This is a genomic window from Catenuloplanes niger, assembly GCF_031458255.1.
Classification (GTDB): Bacteria; Actinomycetota; Actinomycetes; order Mycobacteriales; family Micromonosporaceae; genus Catenuloplanes; species Catenuloplanes niger.
Genome location: NZ_JAVDYC010000001.1, coordinates 4088648 through 4113961 on the forward strand (window position 1 = coordinate 4088648; position 25314 = coordinate 4113961).

A 25314-nucleotide genomic window follows, 5' to 3' on the forward strand; every position below is an offset into this window, starting at 1 on the left:
CGCTACGGCGTCACGCCGGCCAGCCGTCCAGGACCAGCGGCGTGCCGGTGAGCCAGCCGGCCAGGCCGGCGGCGTTGTAGGGCTCGGTGTCCGGCGGAAGCGCCGCCGCCGGATACCAGGCGATGCCGCCGCACTTGTGCGGCTCCGCGTTGACCGGGGAGCCGTGGCGCACCGGGTCGTGCGTCGCGTGGAAGAACAGGCCGATCCGCGCGTGCCCGCCCGGCCTGCTCAGATGCACGGTCGTGACCAGCCGCACGTCCGCGGCGGCGAGCGACAGGCCCACCTCCTCGCGGGCCTCACGGAGCACCGCCACCACCGCGCTCTCGCCCGGCTCGACCTTGCCGGACGGCACGTTCCACCGGCCGTCCGCGAAGCCGGTGTTCCGCCGCAGCGCGAGCAGCACCTCGTCGCCGCGGGACAGGACCAGGAAGACGTCGAGCGGGATCGTGTACGGCATCAGCGCAGCTCCAGAGCGGTGTCGACATACAGCGCCGCGTCCACCCAGGACTCCACCGCGGCGTCGGACGGGTCCGGGCCGAGCGAGTCCGCGAAGCCACGCACCGCGTCCGCGACGCGACGCAGGCCGAGACCGGTCAGTGCGGTCGCCTCGGCCCGCAGCCGGTCCCGGAACGACGCCGGCAGATGGGCGAGCCCCCGGTGCGCCGCCTCCGCCAGCAGCCCGTGCGCCTGGGTCAGCGCCTCGGCCAGCGGGTCCGTCGGGATCGTGCCGTGCGGCATCGCGTCCGCCTGCCCGCCGGGCGGCGCCAGGTCCGGCACCACGATCGTGCCGTCCGCCGCGACCGCCAGCGGGTCCACCACCAGGCCCCCGGCCGAGCGCCGCACGCTGCCGCTGACCGCCCGGACCGGCCCGTGGTCACCGGTCAGCGCGGCAGCCAGCGCGTCCAGCCGGCCCGGTGCCGCGGACGTGTGGTGCGCGCTGATCCGGGCGACCGCACCGGACGCGTCCGCGACCAGCGCGTCCAGCCGCTGCTGACCGGGCGAGTAGACGACGTGCCGCACCTCCGCGACCGCCAGCGCGCGCACCAGCTCCGCCTCCACGCGCGGCCGGACCGGACGCGGCGGCAGTGCCTCCAGCCGGCGGCGCAGGTCCTCGTAGGAGTTCACGAACAACCCGCTCGGCAGCTGCTCCCAGGTGCCGAGCGAGGGGGACGCGGACGTCTTCGCCAGGCGCCCGGTGGCCAGCCGCACCACCCGGCTCGCGCTGCGCACCGCGGACTCGGAGATGACGTTGCCGCCGGCCAGCGCGCCGATCGTGACACCGCCGGCGCGGCGGCGGGCCAGCGCGGGGCCGTCGTCGTCCGTGGTCCACGAGCGGCGCAGGACCAGCACGGTGGTGCTGTCCGCGTGCGCGAAGAAGATCTCGGCGGTCCGGTCGTCGCCCAGCTCGGTCACCCGGCAGCCCAGGCTCTCCAGCCGCGTTCGCCGCAGCGGCGTCTCGGCCGCCTCCTCCGTGCCGAGCACCCGGCTGCGCAGGCCGGACCCGCCGTTGCGCACGGTCCGCTCGCGCGCGTGCAGCTCCACCAGCAGCTCGGCGAGCAACTCCGGCCGGTAGCCGGCGCCCCGGTCGCGGTACGCCACCAGCAGCTCCGCCAGGTCCGTGACCGCCAGCAGCGGCCAGCGCAGCCCGGCGCCGTCCAGCCCGCGGCGCGCCTCGGCCAGCGCGGACGCGAGGCCCGGCCCGGCGTGCACCATGCCGTCGCGCAGCAGCTCGGACGCGACCGCCACGGCCGGGACGAGCCCACCGCCGTCCTTGGCCGCGGCCGCGTCCGTACCCCCGACCTCGATCTGGATCTCGAAGGTGCCCGGCGCGCGCTCGTCCGCGGCCCGGAACGCCCAGACCGCGAGCGCGAGCACGTCGTCGCGCGCGCCCGCGACCGCGTCCGTGTGCACGAATCCGAGGTCGTGCGGGACCAGGAACCGGACCGTGGCGGAGCCGAGATCGACCTGCGGCGCCGGGTCGTCCTCGGTCGGGCGCCGGACGCGGGCGACGTACCCGGAGCGCAGCGCCTTGCGGGCCGCGGTCATCAGCCGGCTGCCGACCCGCGCCTGCAGTTGCTCGTCGGTGAACGTGCCCGGTGACCAGTGCACCACCGCGGGCGGCGGCGTCGAGTCCGGGTCCGGCTCGGCCGGGGCATCCGTGCCGCCGGGGACGGCGGCGACCCGCTGGTACGCCAGGACCAGCGCGAGCAGGTGCCGGCAGGCACCGATCGCGCCGCACGTGCACGAGCCCGCGTCCAGCCCGCCGGACGGCAGCCGGGTGACCGGACCGTCCGCGAACGTGGCCACCACCGTGCCGTCCGCCTCCTCGGTCACCGCCGGCGGCGCCGCGTCGACCTCCTTGGTCGCGCGCTTGACCAGGCCACGGTTGGTCAGCGCGGCCAGCGCGTCCGGCGTCAGCGCGAGCAGTTCGGCCCTCATCGGTTCACGTGTTCCGCGACGAAGGCGGCCAGCTCGCCCGGTGTCATCGCGCCCACGGCCGCGCCCACGTTCGCGAAGCGCTGGGCGGTGTGCGCGTCGTAGTCCGGGTTCGCGTCCATGTCCAGCGCGGCCAGGCAGAACACCTTCGTACCCTGATCGACCAGGTTGCCGACCAGCCGGACCAGGTGGTGCGGGTCGCCGCCCTCGTAGAAGTCGCTGATCAGCACGAAGATCGACCGGCGCGGGTTCTCGATCAGGCCGCTGCCGTACTGCACCGCGCGGGTGATGTTCGTGCCGCCGCCGAGCTGCACCTTCATCAGCAGCTCGACCGGGTCGTCCACCTCGGACGTCAGGTCGACGACCTCGGTGTCGAACGCGACCAGGTGCGTCTTGATGCCCGGCAACCCCCACAGGCAGCCCGCGGTCACCGCCGAGTGGATCACCGAGTCCGTCATCGACCCGGACTGGTCGACCAGCAGGATCACCTGCCACTGCTCCAGATGCCGCCGGGTACGCGAGAAGAAGTACGGCGTCTCGATCAGCACCCGCCGCTCGCCGGGCTGGTAGTGCCCCAGGTTGTCGCGGATCGTGCGCTTCACGTCGAAGTTCCGGGCCTGCCGGAACCGGCTCGGCCGCCGGCTGCGGCTGCCGCTGAACGACGTGCGGATGTCCGCCCGCAGCTTCTCCATCAGCTCGCGGACCACCGCCTCCACGATCCGCCGGGCCAGCCGCAGCACCTCCGGGTTCATCAGGTGTTTGGTGCGCAGCACGGCCTTGAGCAGCGTCTGGTTCGGCGTGATCGTCTCGAGCACGGCCGGGTTCGTGACCACGTCGTGGATCTCGTACTTCTCGACCGCGTCCCTCTGCAGCCGCTCGATCGTCTCCTTCGGGAACAGCCTGGCGATGTCGTTCAGCCAGTCCACCGTGTTCAGCACGGACGGGCCGGCACCACCCCGGATGCCCCGCTTGCGCAGTCCCTCGTCCCGGCCGTAGAGCCAGTCGAGCGCCGCGTCCCGGGCCGCGCCCGCACCGCTCAGCTTCTCGCCGTTCAGCACGGACTCACCCGGCTCGCCGAGCACCAGCCGCCAGCGTTCCAGCGTCGGATCCGTCGTCACGTCGTGACCAACCCCTCCCGGTGCAGCAGCTCCGCGACCCGGCCGTCCAGCTCGGCGCCGGCCGCGACCAGTTCCGGCGCCGCGTGCAGGCGCAGCAGCGCGCGGCTGTCACCGGCGATCCCGCGCCGGGACAGCAGGTGCTGCGCGATCGTGTCCCGCTCGCGCGGCGGGAAGAACTCGAACGCCTGCCGCAGCGCGGGCAGCGCGATCAGGAAGTCGTCGTCGCCCATCGCGTCCATCGCCTCGTCCAGCACGTCCAGGACGCCGCCGGCCTGCAGCACCTCCTCGCGGGCCAGCGCGAACAGCCCGGCCAGCCAGTCACCGGCGGACGACGGCGTGAACGCGCCACGCACCGCCCGCACCGGGTCGCCGGCCTGGTCCGCGCCCAGCGACCAGCCGAACCCGAACCCGGCGCCGCGCAGGTCCGGCGGCGCCTCCGTGCTCAGCGCCAGCCGCGCGGCCACGCCCAGCGCCGCGTCCCGGTCCAGGCCGAGCGCGGTTCCGGCGTGCACCAGCGCGTCCCGCACCGACGCCAGCGCCGCGATCCGGGGCAGGTCCGCGGGGGCGGCACCGCCGCGGACGCCCTCGGCCAGCCAGAGGATCCGGTTCACCGACGCGGTGATCACCGTGCCCAGCGGTGCGCTGCCGGCCGTGCCGAGCAACCGGTCGTGCCGCCACAGCGCGAGCACCACCTCCAGCACCCGGCCGAGCGGGCCCATCTCCGGCGTGGCACCGACCGCGCCGTCGATCGCGTCGAGCACCTGCGCGGACAGCTCCGGGATGCCGGCCAGCGCGGCGTCGAAGAGCACGCCGGCCAGCTGTTCCACGTCGCCGCCGACCAGCGTGACGCGCTCGGCCAGCGTCGCGGCGGCCGCCTCGCCGATCGTCGCGCCGTACCCACCGGCCTCGATGAGCGCGGGCAGCCGCCGGTCGTCGCGGGTGATCGACCACTGCTCGACCGGCTCCGGGTCGATGCCGGTCCGCGGGCCGGAGTGCCGGGTGAAGCCGGGCACCGCCAGCAGCCGCAGCCGGTGCAGCACCCGGCTGACCTCCCGGTCACCGTCCCGGGCCAGGTCGAGACGGCGGCTGCCGTCGGAGTCCAGACCGTGCCGCTCCAGCTCCGCGGTGGCGTGGTGGACCAGCGGCGGCGCCGGCGTGTCCGGGTGCAGCCGGCCGACCCGGTCGCCGCTGAGCGCCGCGACCATCTCCACCACCACCGGGTGCGTGCCGGGCGCCGGCGTGCCCCGCGTCGACCACGGCAGCGCCACGTCCAGGGCCTCGTCGAGCAGCGCGGACGCGAGCCCGTCCAGCACGTCGGTCCGGGACCGGTGCCGGTGCCCGCGCACCAGCGCCAGCCCTTCCGCGGACGCGGACGCGGCGATCAGGTCCGCGGTGGAGAGCCGCTGCTTGCGCTCCCGCAGCCGGCCGACCACGGCCTCGATCAGGTGGTCGGCCGCCGCCTCCGCGCCCTCCTCGAAGAGCCGCTGATAGTACGCCGGGGACGGCATGCCGGACTGGTAGCCGTCGAACGAGTCGAGGCGCCGGAACGAGTACGGCACCAGGTAACTGCCGCCGGCCGCGTCCGCCGGGAGCGCGTGCTCGACCGGTTCGTCGTCACCGGGCAGCGCGGCCAGCCGGACCAGCGCGGGCCGGTGGAAGCCGCCGGTCACCACCACGATCGGGCGGTCGCCGGCCTCCTTCCGGGTCCGGCGGATCCAGGACGCCATGTACGCCTCGCGCGCCACGTCGTCCTCGCCCGCGCCGTCCTCGGTCTCGCCGCGGATCAGGTCGAAGTAGGCGGCCAGCCGCTCGGCCAGCCCGTCCGGGTCCGGGATCTCGAACAGGTGGTCCCAGAGCGTGTCCACGTTGTCCACCGCGAACTCGCGGCAGAGCCGGTCGATCACGTCCGCGTACCGCTGGTCCGCGTCCGCGTACCGGTTCCGCCGGTCCGCGAACGCCGGGTGCCAGGCGGGCAGGTCGATGAAGCGCAGCTCGGCACCGGCCGCCCGGCCCGCGGTCAGCGCGGCCCACTCCGGCGAGTAGTCGCAGAACGGCGCCCACGACGCGTGGTGCCGTTCGCCGTCCCGGTAGCTGCTGAACACCGCGACCGGCAGCTGATGGCCGAGCAGCAGCTCACCGATCCGTGCGTTCATCTCCGCCGGGCCCTCGACCAGCACGTACGCCGGGCGCAGGTCCTCGATCGTCTCCCGGACCAACCGCGCGCAGGCGGGACTGTGGTGCCGGACGCCGATGAACGTGATCATCCGGGTAGCACGTGCCGGGCGTCGTAGAGCGCCCTCCACGCCGCGCCCTTGCGACCGCGGGCCTGCTGCTCGAGATAACGGCGCAGCTTGGCCAGGTCCTCCGCGCTGTCCTTGGCCGCGGTGCCGGCCAGGCAGGAGACCACGTCCTCCGCGGTGCCGGCCTCGCCGCGCAGGAACCAGCCGCGCAGCCCGACCGCGTGCGCCACCGAGACCGCCTCCGCCGTGCTCATCACGGACGTCAGCCTGTCCATCGAGTCGCCGCGCGCGGTCTGCCCGATGCGCAGCTCCCGGAACGTGGTGACCAGCACCTCCAGGACGTCCCGGTTCGGCGCCGCGGTCACCCCGGAGCGCCGCAGCAGCGCGGACGCCTCCGCCTCGACCAGCGACAGTTCGGTGGCCAGGTCCGCGATCGGGAAGACCGTCTCGAAGTTGAAACGGCGCTTCAGCGCGGAGCTCATCTCGTTGACGCCGCGGTCACGCGTGTTCGCGGTCGCGATGATGTTGAAGCCCTCGGTCGCGAACACCATCGCGTCCGGCCCGGTCAGCTCCGGCACCGCCAGCACCCGGTCGGACAGCGGTGACAGCAGACAGTCCTGCACCTCCAGCGGACACCGGGTGATCTCCTCGAACCGGACCACCTTGCCCTCGGACATGCCGCGCAGCAGCGGCGCCGGCACCAGCGACCGGGTCGACGGGCCGTCCGCGACCAGCATCGCGTAGTTCCACGAGTACTTGATCTGATCTTCCGTGGTGGCGGCACCGCCCTGGATGGTCAGCGTCGAGTCGCCGGAGACCGCGGCCGCGAGCAGCTCGGAGAGCAGCGACTTCGCGGTGCCGGGCTCGCCGACCAGCATCAGCCCGCGGCTGGTGGCCAGGCTGACCAGCGCCCGGTCGATCAGCGACGGGTCGCCGACGAACTTGCGCGAGATGCCCTGCCGGTCGTCGCCGATGATGAACCGGCGCGCCGCGCGCAGGCTCAGTGCCCAGCCCGGCGGTCGCGGATCGGAGTCCGTCTCCCGCAGCCGCCGCAGCTCGTCCGCGTACCGGACCTCGGCCGGCGGACGCTGCATCGTCTGGACATCGGTCACGCGGTCACCTCGTTCAGATCGCGGATGACCTCGGAGATCACGATCTCGTCGAGGTCACCCAGGTTCGTGTACCTCTTACGGTTCCAGTAGTCGCCGGCGGTCCGTGGAGCGACCTCGTCCAAGCGCTGCTCCGGAAAGTAGCCGACCGCGCCGACCGCCACACCCGGGTCCATGTGGACCACCATGGCCAGGCCGTCTGCGAGGTCGCGCTCGAACCATCCCTGGTGCCCGCCGTCGCCCACGTCGCCGCGCCGCCAGCCGCGCCGCTCCAGCCCGAGCAGCTTCGTGGTCGGCACCTTCACGTTCTTGAAGCGCAGCAACTCGGTCTGCTCCCGCTCGGCCGGCTCCAGGCGGAACACCTCCCGGCCGAGCTGCGGGAACGGCTGCAACAGCTCATAGTCGGCGAAGACCTCGGCCCAGCCCGGCAGCGCGTCGCCGAGCGTGAGCGGATGCACGACACCGATCACGGCGTCCTCGGCCACGGTCACCGGCTCATCATCCACACCCGCGAGCGTCCGGTCCTCCGCCACCCGCAGCGTGGCGGTCAGTGCACCGCGCTCGTCGTAGACGCCCCACACCAGCCGCCGCACGATGTGCACCAGCAGCGGATGCCCGACCAGGTACTGCGCGAACTCCGCACCGGTCCACCGCCGGCCGTCCACCATCGCCGCTTCCAGGCGCCGGATCTGGTCACCGCCGACCGTGCGCACGTCCTTTTTCAGACCCGAGAAACGGCGGTACGCCTCCGGCGCCAGCTCGGCGTCGTCCTTGACACCCGGCTTCGGCAGCGCCTTGAGTCTCTTGCCGGTCTCGTCCGCGACGAACGGCTTGAGCTGCTCGTCGAACCCGACCACGAAGCGGCGTGGCCCGTAGTCGAGCGTCAGGCTGCCGGACCCGTCCAGGCCGAAGTCGGGCAGCAACCGGTCGGCGAGTTGCTCCGGACGCAGCTCGAGCGCGGCCGCGACCTCGGCCATCTTCTCGTTCGCCCGATCCTTCAGGCCCTTGAACTTCACCTTCTGCGCGATGCCGTGCAGGTGCATCAGCGCCACGTCCGTACCGATCGCGGAGAGGATCTCCAGGCCGGTGACCGCGCGCGTGTGCCCGCCCTCGCCCGGCCAGGCCCGGATCAGCGGCGTCAGGCCGCGCACCGCGTCGTCGTCGCCGAGGTGCGCCAGCGCCTCGAACGCCCACACCTCCTTCGCCGGCATGCCGGCCGCCTGCCAGCGCCGGAACAGCCCCCAGACGAACTCGGCCAGGCTGCGCCGGTCGATCGTCGCCGTCGCCACCTCCAGGCCGGGGTACGGCTCGGCGAGGCGCGACAGCGCCAACATGGTCAGCACGTGCCGCGTGGAGTCCAGCGGCAGCACACCGGCGGGCGTCCGCAGCCGCGGCAGCAGTGCCGGGTCGGCCCACTCCGGCACCACCGGCATGCGGGCCGGGAGCCGGTCCAGCGGATCCGTGGTGATCAGCGGCTCGATCTCGGCGGCGACCTCCTCGCCGTACGACCGGGCGGCCATCCGCACCTCTCTGGCATAACCGGAGGCGACGATCGCCAGCAGCGCCTGCTCCGCGTTGTGCCGCTCCTGGCCGGCCTTACCGACCGCGGCCGGGATCAACGCGCGCGCGCCGGAGACCGGGTGGCGCTGCAGCCAGGCGAGCGCGGTCGGGCGCGCCGACTTCAGCCGCACATACCGATCCGCCATCAGCGTGGCCACCTCGGGCGCGGTGAACGGGAGCAGCGCGGCCGCGGCCGGCGGCATCTGCCGAGCGGCGGCGAGCGCGGCCGTGAACGCCACGATGCCGTGCCGGGCCACCACGACCCGCATGGTCTCGCCCGGCTCCCACAGGTGGCGCGGCTGCCACTCCCCGATCCGCGGCAGCGTCAGCGACAACGGTGCGAACGCGAAGAACGGGCCCTTCCCGTACCAGGGGCTGGTGCGCCCGCGCTTGCTCTCGGCCACGACCTTGGCCCAGTCCTGCTGGACGGCCCAGGACGCGTCACCGAGCCGGATGCGGGACCAGGCCTCCGCCTCGCCGGGCGCCCAGTCGAGCGTCACCGGGTCGTCGCAGACCAGGCCGGTGATCACCTTGGGCTTGCGGACCGTCCGCTTGACCGCCCAGGGCGGGTTGACCAGCAGTGCCGGCAACGAGTCGGCCGGTGCCTCGGTCACGTCGGCGGCGGCCGCGAGCAGATCGCGCACCCGCCTCGACGACGCTTCGGGCAGCTCGTCCAGCATCGTGGCGGCCAGCTCCGGATGCGCCAGGACAACCGCGTTGAGCAGTTCGGCGAGCGTGCGCTTGGCCGTGGAACGCGCAGCCAGCAACCGGATCGCCCGTGCGGGGAAACGGCCGGCCGCCGCCTGCAGCTCCGGCAGCACGAAGCGGTCGTCCACCCGGTCGGCCAGCGCCTCGAACGCCTCGTCCGTGGGCACCATCCCGATCGGCGGAAGGAAGCGCTTCGCGTACTCCGTGGAGTCCGTGTTGACCGTCGCCCAGACGCGCAGCGCGGGCAGCGCGTCCGAGCGAGTGCCGATCAAGAAGGTGTAGAGCAACGCCGGGTTCTGCATGACGAACCACGGCTGGACGAGCGGCGTGATCCGGTCGACCTGGGCCCGGGTGGTGATCGTCGTCAGGGCGATCAGCGCCAGTTCCTCCGAGCCGGACGCGGCGATCTCCGTGGCGTCCGCCTCGACCCAGGCCGCCTCCGTCGGCACCAGGAACGACGTGGCGACGCGCCGCAGCGCCGTGGTGTCCCGCTCGCCGGCCAGCTCCGCGACGACCTCCCGGTATTCCTCCTCGGACGCGGTCGCGAGGGCGTGCCGCACGCGGCCGGCGAGGTCGAGCAGCGTCCGCCGGTGCACCTGGAAGCTGCGGCCGGCCTCGTCGGCGAAGACGATCGGGCTGACCGCCTCGTACGGCTTGCTGATCACCACCGAGAACAGCTCGACCACCGCCCGCACCGCGAACCGCAGCCCGTGCTCGGCCAGCCACAGGTCGGCGAAGAGCGGAATCTTGTCCTCGTGGGGATAGTGCACCGCCCGGTTGGAGATCAGTGCGGTCGCGGCGGCACCGAGCGGGGTCGGGCCCGGTTGTCCCCGGTGGAACGCCAGGCCGGCCTCGGCGATCACCGGATCCGTGTCAGGGTGCTCCAGCACCCCGCGGACCCGGTCGGCCGCCACGCCGGTGATCTGCGCGACCGCGGCGCGGGCCTTCTCCACCTCGGGCAGGCGCGGCTTCAGGCCCGGCTCGCCGCGACGGGGATAGCGATAGCGAAGCCAGGCCGGCTGCACGACGAACCTGTCCTCATCCGGCAACACGTCTGCTGTCATGTCCAACCTCCCGTGGCTCGCTCGCTTTCGGCGTCACCGTATCCAGAGGGTGCGACACTTTTCCGGGTCCTGGAAAACAAATCAGGGCCACCCCATAAGGGGTGGCCCTGATTAAAAGAAGTCCGGCGGCGTCCTACTCTCCCACACCCTCCCGAGTGCAGTACCATCGGCGCTGAAAGGCTTAGCTTCCGGGTTCGGAATGTAACCGGGCGTTTCCCTCTCGCTATAACCGCCGTAACACTATGAACTTAACCGGGTCCTTCACGGTTGTTTGTTCAGATATCACACAGTGGACGCGAGCATACTTTCAAAGTTTGTGTAGTCAAGTCCTCGGCCTATTAGTACCGGTCAACTCAACACGTTACCGTGCTTACATCTCCGGCCTATCAACCCAGTCATCTACTGGGAGCCTTACCCCACCAAGGTGGGTGGGATACCTCATCTTGAAGCGAGCTTCCCGCTTAGATGCTTTCAGCGGTTATCCCTTCCGAACGTAGCCAACCAGCCATGCCCATGGCAGGACAACTGGCACACCAGAGGTTCGTCCGTCCCGGTCCTCTCGTACTAGGGACAGCCCTTCTCAAGTATCCTACGCGCGCGGCGGATAGGGACCGAACTGTCTCACGACGTTCTAAACCCAGCTCGCGTACCGCTTTAATGGGCGAACAGCCCAACCCTTGGGACCTGCTACAGCCCCAGGATGCGACGAGCCGACATCGAGGTGCCAAACCATCCCGTCGATATGGACTCTTGGGGAAGATCAGCCTGTTATCCCCGGGGTACCTTTTATCCGTTGAGCGACACCGCTTCCACACGCAAGTGCCGGATCACTAGTCCCGACTTTCGTCCCTGCTCGACCCGTCAGTCTCACAGTCAAGCTCCCTTGTGCACTTACACTCAACACCTGATTGCCAACCAGGCTGAGGGAACCTTTGGGCGCCTCCGTTACCCTTTAGGAGGCAACCGCCCCAGTTAAACTACCCACCAGACACTGTCCCTGAACCCGATAAGGGCCCGAAGTTAGATACCCAGATCAACCAGAGTGGTATTTCAAGATTGCCTCCACCCGAACTGGCGTCCGAGCTTCACCGGCTCCCACCTATCCTACACAAGCCAACCCAAATACCAATGTCAAGCTATAGTAAAGGTCCCGGGGTCTTTCCGTCCTGCCGCGCGTAACGAGCATCTTTACTCGTACTGCAATTTCGCCGGGCCTGTGGTTGAGACAGTGGGGAAGTCGTTACGCCATTCGTGCAGGTCGGAACTTACCCGACAAGGAATTTCGCTACCTTAGGATGGTTATAGTTACCACCGCCGTTTACTGGCGCTTAAGTTCTCAGCCTCGCCCCGAAGAGCTAACCGGTCCCCTTAACGTTCCAGCACCGGGCAGGCGTCAGTCCATATACATCGTCTTACGACTTCGCATGGACCTGTGTTTTTAGTAAACAGTCGCTTCCCCCTGCTCTCTGCGGCCATACCACGCTCCACCAGCAAGTGGCTTCACGCGTCCGGCCCCCCTTCTCCCTAAGTTACGGGGGCAATTTGCCGAGTTCCTTAACCACAGTTCACCCGTCGCCTCGGTATTCTCTACCTGACCACCTGTGTCGGTTTAGGGTACGGGCCGCTCGGAACTCGCTAGAGGCTTTTCTCGGCAGCATAGGATCACTGACTTCACCTGAATCGGCTCGGCATCACGTCTCAGCCTATATGTGCCACGGATTTGCCTATGACACGGCCTACACGCTTACCCCGGCACAACCACTCACCGGGCTCAGCTACCTTCCTGCGTCACCCCATCGCTTGCCTACTACCCACCAGGATCCCAGGCTCGTTACCTTCAGACCGAAGTCATCCGGTAACTCACGTGGTTAGCACAGTGAGGTTCGGCAGGGACGCTCCTTCGCGGGTACGGGAATATCAACCCGTTGTCCATCGACTACGCCTCTCGGCCTCGCCTTAGGTCCCGACTCACCCAGGGCGGATTAGCCTGGCCCTGGAACCCTTGGTCATCCGGCGGAAGGGATTCTCACCCTTCATTCGCTACTCATGCCTGCATTCTCACTCGTCCAGCGTCCACCACTCGGTCACCCGGCAGCTTCACCCGCTGAACGACGCTCCCCTACCCATCCACGATCACTCGTGAATGCCACAGCTTCGGCGGTGTACTTGAGCCCCGCTACATTGTCGGCGCGGAACCACTTGACCAGTGAGCTATTACGCACTCTTTAAAGGGTGGCTGCTTCTAAGCCAACCTCCTGGTTGTCAATGCGATCCCACATCCTTTTCCACTTAGCACACGCTTAGGGGCCTTAGCTGGCGATCTGGGCTGTTTCCCTCTCGACTACGAAGCTTATCCCCCGCAGTCTCACTGCCACGCTCTCACTTACCGGCATTCGGAGTTTGGCTGACTTCAGTAACCTTGTAGGGCCCCTAGGCCATCCAGTGCTCTACCTCCGGCAAGAAACACGCAACGCTGCACCTAAATGCATTTCGGGGAGAACCAGCTATCACGGAGTTTGATTGGCCTTTCACCCCTAACCACAGGTCATCCCCCAACTTTTCAACGTTGGTGGGTTCGGCCCTCCACACGGTCTTACCCGCGCTTCAGCCTGCCCATGGCTAGATCACCCCGCTTCGGGTCTAGAACATGCGACTCAGACGCCCTATTCAGACTCGCTTTCGCTACGGCTACCCCACCCGGGTTAACCTCGCCACATGCCACTAACTCGCAGGCTCATTCTTCAAAAGGCACGCCGTCACCCCTAAAGGCTCCGACGGATTGTAGGCGAACGGTTTCAGGTACTATTTCACTCCCCTCCCGGGGTACTTTTCACCATTCCCTCACGGTACTCGTCCGCTATCGGTCACCAGGAAGTATTCAGCCTTACCAGGTGGTCCTGGCAGATTCACAGCAGATTTCAGGAGTCCGCTGCTACTCGGGTGCCATCACGAAAGGTCGACTATTTTCACGTACCGGACTTTCACCGTCTACGGCCAGACATTCCAGACTGTTCCGTTAACAATCGACTTTGTAACTTTCGTCCAACGTGTCAGCGTTGAAAAGATGGTCCCACGACCCCGATAACGCAACCCCTGACAGGTATCACGCGATATCGGTTTAGGCTAGATCCGCTTTCGCTCGCCACTACTCGCGGAATCACGTGTTGTTTTCTCTTCCTGCGGGTACTGAGATGTTTCACTTCCCCGCGTTCCCTCCACGTATCCTATGAATTCAGATACGGGTGACACCACATGACTGGTGCCGGGTTCCCCCATTCGGAAATCCTGGGATCACAGCTTGGTTGACAGCTCCCCCAGGCGTATCGTCGCCTCCCACGTCCTTCATCGGCTCCTGGTGCCAAGGCATCCACCGTTCGCCCTTGACAACTTGACCTACAGAAAACAAAGATGCTCGCGTCCACTGTGCAATTCTCAACAAACAACCAACCCACAACCACCACACACAACACCAGCCCGAACATCATTCGGCGGTATGTCACGCAAGGTCATGCTTGGCGTTCAGTTCCTCGAAGACCCAACCTCACGGTTGTTCCTTCAGGACTCAACAGGGTGCTTAACGCTCTCCACCAGCCGCACTGCACACTAAACCGTTCCTTCCCGCAAGCGGGTGTACTAGGCGTTGCAGCCGTTGCCGGCGTCGAACTGGCCAGTGTCTCCGCCTATGAGCACCCCCACTCTGCATTCGAGAGTGGCGGGCTCCATGCCCGCTTTCGCGGGATGGTGCTCCTTAGAAAGGAGGTGATCCAGCCGCACCTTCCGGTACGGCTACCTTGTTACGACTTCGTCCCAATCGCCAGCCCCACCTTCGACGGCTCCCTCCACAAGGGTTGGGCCACCGGCTTCGGGTGTTGCCGACTTTCGTGACGTGACGGGCGGTGTGTACAAGGCCCGGGAACGTATTCACCGCAGCGTTGCTGATCTGCGATTACTAGCGACTCCGACTTCACGGGGTCGAGTTGCAGACCCCGATCCGAACTGAGACCGGCTTTTTGGGATTCGCTCCACCTCACGGTATCGCAGCCCATTGTACCGGCCATTGTAGCATGCGTGAAGCCCTGGACATAAGGGGCATGATGACTTGACGTCATCCCCACCTTCCTCCGAGTTGACCCCGGCAGTCTCCCATGAGTCCCCACCATGACGTGCTGGCAACATGGAACGAGGGTTGCGCTCGTTGCGGGACTTAACCCAACATCTCACGACACGAGCTGACGACAGCCATGCACCACCTGTCACCGCCCCCGAAGGACCCCCCATCTCTGGAGGATTTGCGGTGATGTCAAACCCAGGTAAGGTTCTTCGCGTCGCATCGAATTAATCCGCATGCTCCGCCGCTTGTGCGGGCCCCCGTCAATTCCTTTGAGTTTTAGCCTTGCGGCCGTACTCCCCAGGCGGGGCGCTTAATGCGTTAGCTGCGGCACAGAGGACCGGAGAGGCCCCCCACACCTAGCGCCCAACGTTTACAGCGTGGACTACCAGGGTATCTAATCCTGTTCGCTCCCCACGCTTTCGCTCCTCAGCGTCAGTATCGGCCCAGAGACCCGCCTTCGCCACCGGTGTTCCTCCTGATATCTGCGCATTTCACCGCTACACCAGGAATTCCAGTCTCCCCTACCGAACTCTAGCCTGCCCGTATCGAATGCAGACCCGCAGTTGAGCCACGGGATTTCACATTCGACGCGACAAGCCGCCTACGAGCTCTTTACGCCCAATAAATCCGGACAACGCTCGCGCCCTACGTCTTACCGCGGCTGCTGGCACGTAGTTGGCCGGCGCTTCTTCTGCAGGTACCGTCACTTGCGCTTCGTCCCTGCTGAAAGAGGTTTACAACCCGAAGGCCGTCATCCCTCACGCGGCGTCGCTGCATCAGGCTTCCGCCCATTGTGCAATATTCCCCACTGCTGCCTCCCGTAGGAGTCTGGGCCGTGTCTCAGTCCCAGTGTGGCCGGTCGCCCTCTCAGGCCGGCTACCCGTCGTCGCCTTGGTAGGCCATTACCCCACCAACAAGCTGATAGGCCGCGAGTCCATCCCAGACCGAAAAACTTTCCCGAAACCACCATGCGATGATCAAGGAGTATCCGGTATTAGCCCCCGTTTCCGAGGGTTATCCCAAAGTCTAGGGCAGGTTACTCACGTGTTACTCACCCGTTCGCCGCTCGAGTACCCCGAAGGGCCTTTCCGCTCGACTTGCATGTGTTAAGCACGCCGCCAGCGTTCGTCCTGAGCCAGGATCAAACTCTCCAACGAAATCTAGAGAAAATCTGTCCCGACAGTAATCAAACTGCCAAAGGAATCCAACCAGACATCAAAATGCCCGGCCGGGGTATAAATCAATTGGCACTGGCTTTTAAAGCACCCTGTTGAGTTCTCAAAGAACAACCACACACCACGCTCGAACCGGGTCAACCCGCCCCAAGCGATGGGGTATTCCGTCCTATTTCATACCCTTTGTCTCCGCCGGGCACTTGGTCTATCTTACCGGGTCGTTTTCGCTGTGTCAACCCGGTGTTTTTCGGGCTGTAGCTCGAACTTCCTGGCTTCCCAGTTTCAGACCGCAGAAGGTTACCTCAGCGGTAGATCTTGGGATTCAGCGGACCGGCCCGTCTGCGTTTCCGCTTCGCTGGCCCGGTGCCCCGCTGAAGAGAACATTACAGGGAGTCCCCTTCGGCGCCAAATCGGGCCCCCCATCGTTCAAACGCGCCACTTTGGGTCACTGATTCAACACGTCTCGCAAACGTTTCGCCTCGCGTACGAGGCGGGACGAGCCGCCCCGCCCGGCAACCGCGTCCAGCTCGGCAAACGATCCCCGTGCGCCGGCGGCCGGTGCCACCTGCGCGGACAGTTCCAAAAGATCCGGCAGCGCACGCGGCGCCAGAGGAAGAAGTATTGGAAGTGCCACCGTGAGTAATTCCCACACTCCGCTGGAACCGCCGGACCGGTGGATGTCGCCCAATGGGCCGGCCACCCGGCTCAGCTTCACCATTCCGTCCGTGGCGAGGTCGGCCAGCGCCGCTCCCACCCCGCCGGCGATCGACGTCCCGCGTGCGAGCAGCAGCAGGAACGCGTCGACAGCGGCGATCCGGTCCGGTTCGTGCCGGGCACCCAGCGCGTACGCCAAGGCGTGGGTGAGCGCGGGTCCGACCGGGCCGTCGGCCTCGGCGAGCTGGGGCAGCAGCCCACCGCCTCCCTTCTGGTCGGAGTCGGCCAGGCCGGCGATCGCGGGCAGCGCCCAGGCCGCGATCGTGTCCCGGTGGTGCGGGAGCACGGCCACCCACACGTCACCGAGCTCGACGTCGGCGTAGGACGGATGTGTTCCCCGGTTCAGGCGCAGCAGCCGGCTCTCCAGGATCAGGCCGGTCGGGAGCGCGTGCGCGGGTTCCAGCGCGACGACCACCCGCCGGTCCACCTCGCCCCAGCCGTAGTAGTTCTTCTTCTCCCGGGCACGCTGCTCGATCACGGTGCTGACCGGGTCCGGCAGGCCGCCGTCCCGCAGCCAGTCCGCGAGCCGCTTCCCGGACTCGCTGGTCAACGCGGCAGCCCGCTCGGCGACGGCCGGATCGACCTGGCGGGGCAGCCGGACCAGCGCCTGCTCCAGGTCTATTCGCCACGGTTGCCAGCCCTCGGCCTCCGCGCGGGTCAGCCGGTCCAGCAGCACGGCGGCGTCGAGCGAGCCGGTCACGTGGGTGGGCGTGGCGACCAGCATCGGGACCGGCTCGCGGTGGATCCGGGCGGAGATCTCCGCGACCCGGAGCGCGAGGATGCCGTGCGGGCCGTGCTCGGCCCCGCCGGCGCCGGGTAGCGTCCCGTCCTGCCAGGCCTTCTGGATGGGCGAGGTCATCCGCTGCCAGATGCCGGTCTTCCGCTCCTGCGGTGCGATCACCGCACGGAGCGTCTCACCGAGGAAGACGAAACGCGGCCGGCGGATCCAGGTGTGCTCCACGAACGCCTCGGAGTGCCGGTCGAGCACCGGGCGCAGCGCCGTGGCGAGCGCGTCGCGCCGGCCGGCCGCGTGCAGCGCGACGACCGCGGCGAGCACCCGCTCCCAGCGGATCGCGGTCTCCGTGTGCACCAGACTGCTGATCTCCTCGGCCAGCTCGTCCGCGCTCGCGATCGGCGACGGCATCTCGGCGGCCGGCGGGGCCGGTGGCAGCGCGACGGCCGGGTCGACCGGGAGCGGCTCGTCGATCGTGGTGCCGAACAGCGCGGCCGCGCGGGCCGGCAGGTCGCCGCCGAGCTGAACCGCCTCGTCCGCGATCCGCGCGAGGTCGCCCGCGCTGAGCTTGCCGACGTGTTTGCCGACGACGGTCAGCGCCCGCTCCTGGATGTCGAGCGCGGTGTGGCCGAACGCGATCGCGACCGTGGTCATGATGTCGCCGAGCCGGGCGGGCTCGCGGCGGGCGACCTTTTCCAGCCAGGAGAGCTGTGCTTTGACCAGCGTCTTCTCCTTGCGGAGCAGCACACCGGCGGACGCGTCGAGCAGCGTCTCCAGCTCCAGCCGGCCGATCTCGTCGGCGGCGCGGAGCGCGCGCTGGCCGAGCGTGGCGACCGGGGCCGGCGCGACGGGCAGGAGCTGGGCGTAGTCGAGGGCACGGTCGGCCTGCTCCGCGGGGGTGGGGGCGAGCGCGTCGTGCAGCGCGGTGAACGGACGCAGCGCATTCGGCCGGTCGCCGCGGACGAGCCGGTCGAGCGTGCGGTCGAGCAGCGTCGTGCGGTCGAGGCGGCCTTCGGTGGCGAGCCGGGCGAGCGCGAACATGATGTGCGGCTTGTTGTCCCACTCCCGGGTCTCCGGATCCCACTGGCTGACGGTCAGCTCCGCGCCCAGTCCGTCGACCTCGAAGACCGTCGGCAGCAGCAGGTCGAGGTACGGGTCGTCGCGCAGCCGGTCGATGACCGGCTGCGGCTTCTCGTCGTGCCGGAAGGGGGTGAGCTGGCTCAGCCAGCCACGGGTGACGGCCTCGGTGACCGGCGGGGCGGTGCCGGACTCGGCCAGCAGCGTGGCGGCGAACTCCCACTCCCCGGACCAGGCGGCGTCGCGCGCGTTGAGCTTGCCGGCGATGCGGGTGGCAAGGTCACCGAGCCACGGCACCTGGCGGGCGCGCAGCACCTCGAGCAGGAACGGCCGGGGGATGCGGCCCCAGCCCTCGCGCATGTCGCTCCGGGTGAGCAGCGCGGCGGCGCGGGCCGCGGTCGGCGCGGTGCCGAGCACGATCAACCCGAGGCCGGCCTGGTCGGGGGTGAGCTGCCCGCGCCACCAGTCCTCCCCCTTGATCGACTTGATCTGCGCCTCGACGCGCGGTGCGAGCGCGAGCCGGTCCTCCTCGGAGATCCTGCGGAGCAGGCTGGCGACGCCGCGATAGTCCTTGTTGCGCTGGCGGCGGTCGAGCCACTCGAGGAGCGTGTCGGTGTCGGTGGGCAGCTCGGTCGTCATGACAGCGCCGCCGCGGGCTCGTCGAGGTCGGCGGTCTCACCGGTGCGGACCATGCGGGCCGCGAGCGCGTGCTTGCACGGGCCCCGGTCGCCGCGGTGCTTGGCCCACCAGGGGCAGGTGCAGGTGAACGTGTCGTCGGCGAGCATGCGCACCCGGTAGGCCTCGGTGCCGCTGCGTACCGTGGCGGACTCTCCCTCGATCGTCACCGCGCCGGCGGCGGCCAGCGCGCGGGCGCCGACGAGTCGCGGGTTCAGCTTGGCGGCGGCGGACGCGTCGTAGGGCAGGGTGCGGTGGAAGTAGCCGGCCTCGGCCACGTCGAAGCCGACCCGGCCGGCGGTGCCGAGCTGGGTGAGCGCGTCGCGGACCCGGGTGGCGGACAGCCCGGACGAGACCGCGAGCGCGTCCACGTCGATCGTCGGGTCCCAGGACAGCAGCGCGCTGATCAGGTCGGCGTCGTCGGCCGCGTCGTCCGCCGCGAGCGATTCCAGGACCGCGCCCTCGCCGGAGAAACCACGGTACGGCTCCGGGGAGAGCGTGAGCGACAGGCGCATCGCGGGCGAGCTGAGCTCCCAGGTGCTGGCGACCGGTCCGCTGCCCGCGGTGACCGCCGGACCGTACACCCGGAGTGTGGTGGCGAAGCGCAGGAACGGGCGGAGCGCGACCAGGCGGCCGGCGCCGGGCAGGCAGACCGCGCCGGGGACCGGGCGGGAAGTCAGGCGCAGCGATCGGCCGGACGGGATCGCCCAGAGCACGCCGCGCTCGGCGACCGGCAGGCGGTGCAGCAGCGCGCGGGCGTCGGCCACGCCGACCTCGGCGCGGGGGTCGAACCGGGACGTGATCACCTGGGCCTCGGCGAAGCCGCGCAGCCAGCGGGACGGCAGCGGCACCTTTCGCTCGACCAGCGGCCCGTCGAACGTGGTGACGGTCAGATCGTCCGGCCCGACCGAGAGGTGCATCGGGTCGGAGCGGCCGACCCGGGAGAGCGCGCGCTGGAGCGGCACGTTGACGTCCACGTTCGTCGTGCCGTGGTCGGTGATGGTGCCGTCGACGCCGGCCGGCAGCACGTCGAGGCGCGCGTAGACGCCGCAGCAGCCGGAGAACGACTCGAAGCGCAGCCGGTCGGAACCGGCGGTCACCACCGGGTCGAGGCTCGCGGGGCTGACCGGCCGGAAGTATCGGGTGCGGGCGACCTCGGCGACGGCGAGCAGCCCGACCGCGGCGGCGCCGGGCTCGGTGAGGAAGCCGTCGAAGAACCGCGGGTGGGCGGCCGGGCCGCCGGATGTCTGGAGCAGAAGACCGCTGTCCGGCGCGAACGCCGAATGATCGAGGTATGCGTATGCCGCCGCGCTGACCATGCCGACACGCTAATAGTGGGGTGCGACACTTTCGGACCACCTGAGCAACCACCGCACCGTCTACTGCTCGAGGCGACGTACCCCTGGACAGTTTTTGATCTGGCCTTGAGCACCCTGTGCGGGGATCGTCGGCATGGGATGGTGCCTGCTTCGGGGGTGGGCACCCGGTGGAGAGGGTCGGTCGTGCGCGTGCGTGCGGGTCGGATCATCGGTACGAGTGCGCTGGTCGTGGCGCTGACGGCATGCGGGACCGCGGCGGAGGCGGAACCGGAGTGGCGGGCCGGGGACGTCGAGACGACCGCGGTGTCCGAGGCGGCGCCGAGCCCCAGCCCGTCGCCCAGCCCGGAGCCGGTGGCCGACGAGCAGGTGCCGGAGGAGGGTGACGGCGCCTACGAGACGGCCCGGGGCTCGAACTACGTGATCGGTACGGGGCGGACGCTGATCACGTACCGGGTGGAGGTGGAGTCCGGGGTCGACTGGGGTGACCTGCCGAAGGTGATGACGGACGACTTCGCGGACGCGATCGAGACCGTGTTCGAGCACCCGCAGAGCTGGCCCGCCTCGGCCGAACACCCGGTGACCGAGCCGGAGCACGGCGTGCACAACGAGTCCTGGCGGTTCCAGCGAGTGAGCGGGCCTCAGTACAAGGTGCGGATCCGGCTGGCCTCGCCGGCCACGGTCGACCGGGTGTGCCGGCAGGTCGGGCTGGACACCGAGGGCAAGTACTCCTGCAAGACCGGCAACATAATCATGATCAACCTGCGGCGCTGGCTGCAGGGCTCCGGGGTCGCGTCGGTGGACGAGTACCCGGCCGCGGTCATCAACCACGAGGTGGGGCATTACCTGGGGTTCGACCACCAGGGGTGTTCCGGCCCGGGCGAACTCGCGCCCATCATGATGCAGCAGTCGATCGATCTCGGCGGCTGCAAGCCGAACCTCTATCCGTTCACGAAGGACGGCGAGTTCGTCTCCGGGCCGTACCTTCCGTCCTAGAGCGTCGCGGCGAGCCGGTCGGCGAGCAGCCTGGTGAAGCGGGACGGGTCCGCGAGCTCGCCGCCCTCGGCCAGCAGCGCCATGCCGTAGATCAGCTCCGCGGTGTCCTTCTGCTCGTCTTTTGAGCCCGACTCAACAGCGGTACGCAGGCCGGTGACCAGCGGGTGCGTCGGGTTCAGCTCCAGGATGCGCTTGACGTGCGGCACGTCCTGGCCCATCGCGCGGTACATCTTCTCCAGCGTCGGCGTCACGTCGTTCTCGTCGCCGACGATGCAGGCGGCCGACGTGGTCAGCCGGGAGGAGAGCCGGACCTCCTTGACGTTCTCCGACAGCGCGCCGGTCATCCAGCTGAGCAGCTCCGCGAAGTCCTTCTTCCGCTGCTCCTGCTCCGGCTTCGCGGCCTCCTTCTCCTCCTCCGACTCCAGGTCGACCTGGCCCTTCGCGATCGACTGCAGCGGCTTGCCGTCGAACTCGGTGACCCGCTCCACCCAGACCTCGTCGACCGGATCGGTGAGGATCAGCACCTCGAAGCCCTTGGCGCGGAACGCCTCCATGTGCGGCGAGTTCTCGATCATCGAGCGGGACTCGCCGGTCATGTAGTAGATGTGCTGCTGGCCGTCCTTCATCCGGCTGACGTAGTCGGCCAGCGTGGTCACGCCCTCCTCGGAGTGCGTGGAGGCGGCGGACAGGATCTCCAGGATCGCGCCCTGGTTGTCCGTGTCGTTGATCAGGCCTTCCTTGACCGCGCGGCCGAACTCGCGCCAGAACGTCTGGTACTTCTCGTTCTCGTTCTGCTGCAGGTCCCGTACCGTCGAAAGGATCTTCTTGACCAGGCGCCGGCGGACGGCCTGGATCTGCCGGTCCTGCTGCAGGATCTCCCGGGAGATGTTCAGCGACAGGTCGTGCGCGTCGACGACACCCTTGACGAAGCGCAGGTAGTCGGGGAGCAGCGCCTCCGCGTCCTCCATGATGAAGACGCGCTTCACGTACAGCTGCGGGCCGCGCTTGCCCTCGCGCAGGAACAGGTCGAACGGCGCGTGCGACGGGATGAAGAGCAGCGCCTCGTACTCGAACGTGCCCTCCGCCTTCATGTGGATCGTCTCGAGCGGGTCCGACCAGTCGTGGCTGACGTGCCGGTAGAAGTCGTTGTACTCGGACTGCTCCACCTCCTTGCGGGGGCGGGCCCAGAGCGCCTTCATCGAGTTGAGCGTCTGCGTCTCGTACTCGACGGTCTCGTCCTCGCCGGTCTTCTCCGTGGTCATCCGGATCGGCCAGGAGATGAAGTCCGAGTACCGCTTGACGATCTCCCGGATCTTCCACTCGGTGGTGTAGTCGTAGAGGTGGTCCTCGCTGTCCTCCGGCTTGAGGTGCAGCGTCACGCTCGTGCCCTGCGGCGCGTCCTCGGCCGCCTCGATCGTGTACGTGCCCTCGCCGGCGGACTCCCACCTCGTACCCTCGGACTCGCCCGCCTTGCGGGTGACCAGCGTGACCCGGTCGGCGACCATGAAGGTCGAGTAGAAGCCCACGCCGAACTGGCCGATCAGCTCCGCGTTCTCCTTCGCCTCGCGCAGCTTCGCCAGGACCTCCGCGGTGCCGGACTTCGCGATCGTGCCGATCAGCCGGACCACGTCCTCCCGGGACATGCCGATGCCGTTGTCGCGCACGGTCAGCGTGCGCGCCTCCCGGTCCGCCTCGATCGCGATGTGCAGGTCGGACGCGTCCACGTCGAGATCCTTGTCGACCAGCGACTCCAGGCGGAGCTTGTCGAGGGCGTCGGACGCGTTCGAGATGAGCTCCCGCAGGAAGATGTCCTTGTTCGAGTAGATCGAATGGACCATCAGCTGCAGCAGCTGGCGCGCCTCGGCCTGAAACTCCAGCGTCTCGGTGCTCATGTGACTCCGTGGCTCCTCACGTCGAAAACTCCGTGGAAATTGAAGAATAAAGCCGATTGTGCGCCGGGGCGGGGACCGGTAGCTTCCCGTGCCGACACGGGGAGGACTCCAATGACGACAGCGTTCCGAGCGCTGATCTCCATCATCATGCTGGCCGGCTTCTACCTGGTGGCGCTGCTGCTCTTCGTGGCCGGCACCGCGCTCGCCGTCTGGGTCGGCAGCCACAGCAACGGCGCCGGAGCCGCGAAGTTCGGGCTGTTCGTCTTCGGGGCCACCGTCTGGGCCGTCGGCTACGGCACCTGGAAGGCGGTGCGCGAGCAGAGCGGCGACCCGAACGGCATCCCGCTGCGCCGTGACCAGGCACCCCAGCTGTGGGCGACCGTGGACGAGCTGGCGCAGGCGGTCGGCACCCGCGCACCCGACGAGATCTTCCTGGTGCCGGACGTCAACGCGGCGGTCTCCGAGAAGAGCCGGCTGATGGGGCTGATCGGCGGGCGCCGGACCATGCTGATCGGCATGCCGCTGCTGCAGACGTTCACGGTCGCGCAACTGCGCTCGGTGCTCGCGCACGAACTGGGCCACTTCTCCGGCTCGCACACCCGGCTCGCGGCCGTGTCGTACCGGGGGCGGATGGCGATGGGCCGCACCATCGAGCACCTCGGCGCCGGCAACCTGGTCGGCTACGTCTACCGCGGGTACGGCCGGCTGTTCCTGCTGGTCGACAACGCGGTCAGCCGTCGCCAGGAGCTCGAGGCCGACCTGGCGTCCGTCCGGGTCGCCGGCCGGGCCGCGGCCGCCGGCGCACTGGAGGAGGTGCGGGTGCTCTCCGCGGCGTTCGACTTCTACCTCAACCGGTACGTCGGACCCGGGCTCGAAGCGGGCGCCGCGCCGGACGACCTGTTCGCCGGGTTCCGGGAGCTGCTCACCGCGCGCGCGGACGAGATCGCGGCACTGCGGTCGAGTGCGTCCTCGGTCCAGGAACAGCAGTCCCGCTGGGACAGCCACCCGCCGATCGGCGCCCGGGTCGCGGCGATCAACGCGGCTCCGGAGTCCCCGGCCACACCGGACGACCGGCCGGCCGCGGTGCTCGTCCCCGCGCTCGACCAGGCCGGGCTCGCGCTGCAGCAGCACATCTTCGGCGGGCGGAACCTGACCGTGCTGCCCTGGCAGCAGTTCGTCGGCACCGGCGCCAGCCGCCGGCTGCAGGAAAACATGGACGGCCTGCTGCGCGCGCTGACCCGGGCACTCGGCGTACCGGTCACCGACGTCGGCGCCGTGCTCGACCAGATCGAGGCCGGGCGGCTCCCCGCGATGGCCGCGGTGGTCTTCCCGTCCGCCTCACCCGAGGAGGCCGCCAAGCTCTTCGCGGACCCGCTCGACGCGCTGTTCTCACTGGCCGCGGTGCGATCCGGGGTGGCGCACTGGGACCACTCGTGGACCGGCGCGCCGCGCCTGCTGGCCGCGGACGGCTCGGAGCTGGACCTCGCGCCGGTGGCGCTGCTCGCGGTCGACCGGGAGACGCTCGGGTCCGCGCGGGCCCGGCTGGCCGAGCTCGGCATCGACGTCACAGCCGCGAAGCAGGTCGCGGCCACGGTGCCGCTGCGCCGCGCGTCCGTGCTGGGCGGCGTGATCGCCATGAAGGTGGCGGGCGCGCGGACCGACGTGGTGGTGCTGGACACCGGCGTGGCGCTGGTGCCGTCGATGGGGCAGTTCACGATGGCCCACAAGAAGCGCGGGCGGATCATGGACTGGGTGCAGAAGGGCGACGCCGAGGCCGTGGTGGCGACGCCGGGCACGCGGTACATCCCGATGGAGGAGATCGCCTCCGGCGGCCAGGTGCGGAAGGTCCCGAAGCGGTTCGAGATCGTGCTGCGCGGCGGCGAGAAGGTGACCATCGACGGAACCTTCCAGGCGGAGAGCCAGAACAACGGCTATGACCGCCTCCGCGACCTCCTGAAGGCCGCGTCCGCTTCCTGAGTTCAAGATCATCTTGCGGTACGAGGGTGATGTTTCATGTGAAACATGGCCCTCGTGCAGTTCCACACCGCGCCCGGAACGCTGGATCTCGGCTGGGGGCATCCACAAGCTTGCAGCTCATCGGCGCGAGGGGCACCTCCTGCTCACAGCCATCGACCCGACTTGTCGGTGATTCGATCGACACGGTTCCGTTCGAATGGAGGCCATTGTGAGGCGACCCCGAACCGGTCATACGTTCGAACACCGCACCGCGTCCGAAGAGTGCGGCTCAGGCGTACCTACGGCCGAGATCGGAACGAATGCTCGCGTCGTCGGCATGCGTATCGGTCGAGCCGTCGATGATGGCGAGCAGACAAGCGGAACAAGATCCCGGGACCGGAACCGGGACCGGGCACCGCGGACAGCCCGGCGGA

11 protein-coding genes and 3 rRNA genes are annotated in these 25314 nt (G+C 69.1%); 2 read left to right on the plus strand and 12 right to left on the minus strand.

Features of this window, described 5'->3' with window-relative positions; all coding sequences use genetic code 11:
• Nucleotides 1–10: 10 nt before the first annotated feature.
• The 11 genes from J2S44_RS17825 to J2S44_RS17875 form a co-directional block, all read right to left on the minus strand.
• Nucleotides 11–457, minus strand: coding sequence for an NUDIX hydrolase (locus tag J2S44_RS17825; protein ID WP_310415028.1), 447 nt, complete (start codon nt 455–457; stop codon nt 11–13).
• Nucleotides 457–2439 carry a YehQ family protein gene (locus J2S44_RS17830; protein WP_310415030.1) on the minus strand — a complete coding sequence of 661 codons (1983 nt, stop codon included), beginning with the start codon at nt 2437–2439 and terminating at the stop codon, nt 457–459. Before J2S44_RS17830 ends, J2S44_RS17825 begins: the two co-directional genes overlap by 1 nt.
• Nucleotides 2436–3554 carry a VWA domain-containing protein gene (locus J2S44_RS17835; RefSeq protein ID WP_310415032.1) on the minus strand — a complete coding sequence of 373 codons (1119 nt, stop codon included), beginning with the start codon at nt 3552–3554 and terminating at the stop codon, nt 2436–2438. Before J2S44_RS17835 ends, J2S44_RS17830 begins: the two co-directional genes overlap by 4 nt.
• A complete protein-coding gene (locus J2S44_RS17840; RefSeq protein WP_310415035.1) occupies nt 3551–5818 on the minus strand; it encodes a DUF5682 family protein in 2268 nt (755 codons plus the stop codon). Before J2S44_RS17840 ends, J2S44_RS17835 begins: the two co-directional genes overlap by 4 nt.
• Nucleotides 5815–6888 (minus strand): ATP-binding protein, encoded by a 1074-nt coding sequence (locus tag J2S44_RS17845; RefSeq protein WP_310429753.1) that lies wholly within the window; start codon nt 6886–6888, stop codon nt 5815–5817. The genes J2S44_RS17840 and J2S44_RS17845 overlap by 4 nt, the downstream gene beginning before the upstream one ends.
• Nucleotides 6889–6902: 14 nt before the next feature.
• Nucleotides 6903–10235: a DUF4132 domain-containing protein gene (locus J2S44_RS17850; protein WP_310415038.1), complete on the minus strand. Its 3333-nt coding sequence runs from the start codon at nt 10233–10235 to the stop codon at nt 6903–6905.
• Between the two features lie 120 nt (nt 10236–10355).
• A 5S ribosomal RNA gene (rrf, locus tag J2S44_RS17855) occupies nt 10356–10472 on the minus strand.
• A gap of 81 nt (nt 10473–10553) precedes the next feature.
• Nucleotides 10554–13629, minus strand: a 23S ribosomal RNA gene (locus J2S44_RS17860).
• Nucleotides 13630–13987: 358 nt separating this feature from the next.
• Nucleotides 13988–15503, minus strand: a 16S ribosomal RNA gene (locus J2S44_RS17865).
• The 16S, 23S and 5S rRNA genes sit together here, the layout of an rRNA operon.
• A 463-nt stretch (nt 15504–15966) precedes the next feature.
• The gene (locus J2S44_RS17870) at nt 15967–18684 is read right to left on the minus strand and encodes a DUF6493 family protein (RefSeq protein WP_310415040.1); all 2718 of its coding nucleotides are present in this window, start codon (nt 18682–18684) and stop codon (nt 15967–15969) included.
• Nucleotides 18681–20039, minus strand: a complete 1359-nt coding sequence (locus J2S44_RS17875; RefSeq protein WP_310415043.1) for an SWIM zinc finger family protein — start codon at nt 20037–20039, stop codon at nt 18681–18683. Before J2S44_RS17875 ends, J2S44_RS17870 begins: the two co-directional genes overlap by 4 nt.
• 189 nt (nt 20040–20228) lie before the next feature.
• Between J2S44_RS17875 and J2S44_RS17880 the strand changes: the two genes are divergently transcribed.
• A complete protein-coding gene (locus J2S44_RS17880) occupies nt 20229–21032 on the plus strand; it encodes a DUF3152 domain-containing protein (protein WP_310415046.1) in 804 nt (267 codons plus the stop codon).
• Here the strand turns inward: J2S44_RS17880 and htpG are convergent.
• Entirely contained in the window at nt 21029–22924 is a 1896-nt protein-coding gene (htpG, locus tag J2S44_RS17885) for a molecular chaperone HtpG (RefSeq protein ID WP_310415048.1), read from the minus strand. The two genes, J2S44_RS17880 and htpG, sit on opposite strands and share 4 nt — an antisense overlap.
• Before the next feature lie 111 nt (nt 22925–23035).
• On the opposite strand from htpG, the gene J2S44_RS17890 reads away from it, so the two are divergent.
• A complete protein-coding gene (locus J2S44_RS17890) occupies nt 23036–24901 on the plus strand; it encodes a M48 family metallopeptidase (RefSeq protein WP_310415051.1) in 1866 nt (621 codons plus the stop codon).
• Nucleotides 24902–25314: the final 413 nt, after the last annotated feature.

Bases quoted from the DNA above. Each gene is read 5' to 3' on its own strand.
- J2S44_RS17825 (WP_310415028.1), bottom strand. From the start codon at position 457: ATGCCGTACACGATCCCGCTCGACGTCTTCCTGGTCCTGTCCCGCGGC.
- J2S44_RS17830 (WP_310415030.1), bottom strand. From the start codon at position 2,439: ATGAGGGCCGAACTGCTCGCGCTGACGCCGGACGCGCTGGCCGCGCTG.
- J2S44_RS17840 (WP_310415035.1), bottom strand. From the start codon at position 5,818: ATGATCACGTTCATCGGCGTCCGGCACCACAGTCCCGCCTGCGCGCGG.
- J2S44_RS17845 (WP_310429753.1), bottom strand. From the start codon at position 6,888: ATGCAGCGTCCGCCGGCCGAGGTCCGGTACGCGGACGAGCTGCGGCGG.
- J2S44_RS17850 (WP_310415038.1), bottom strand. From the start codon at position 10,235: ATGACAGCAGACGTGTTGCCGGATGAGGACAGGTTCGTCGTGCAGCCG.
- J2S44_RS17870 (WP_310415040.1), bottom strand. From the start codon at position 18,684: ATGACGACCGAGCTGCCCACCGACACCGACACGCTCCTCGAGTGGCTC.
- J2S44_RS17875 (WP_310415043.1), bottom strand. From the start codon at position 20,039: ATGGTCAGCGCGGCGGCATACGCATACCTCGATCATTCGGCGTTCGCG.
- htpG (WP_310415048.1), bottom strand. From the start codon at position 22,924: ATGAGCACCGAGACGCTGGAGTTTCAGGCCGAGGCGCGCCAGCTGCTG.
- J2S44_RS17890 (WP_310415051.1), top strand. From the start codon at position 23,036: ATGACGACAGCGTTCCGAGCGCTGATCTCCATCATCATGCTGGCCGGC.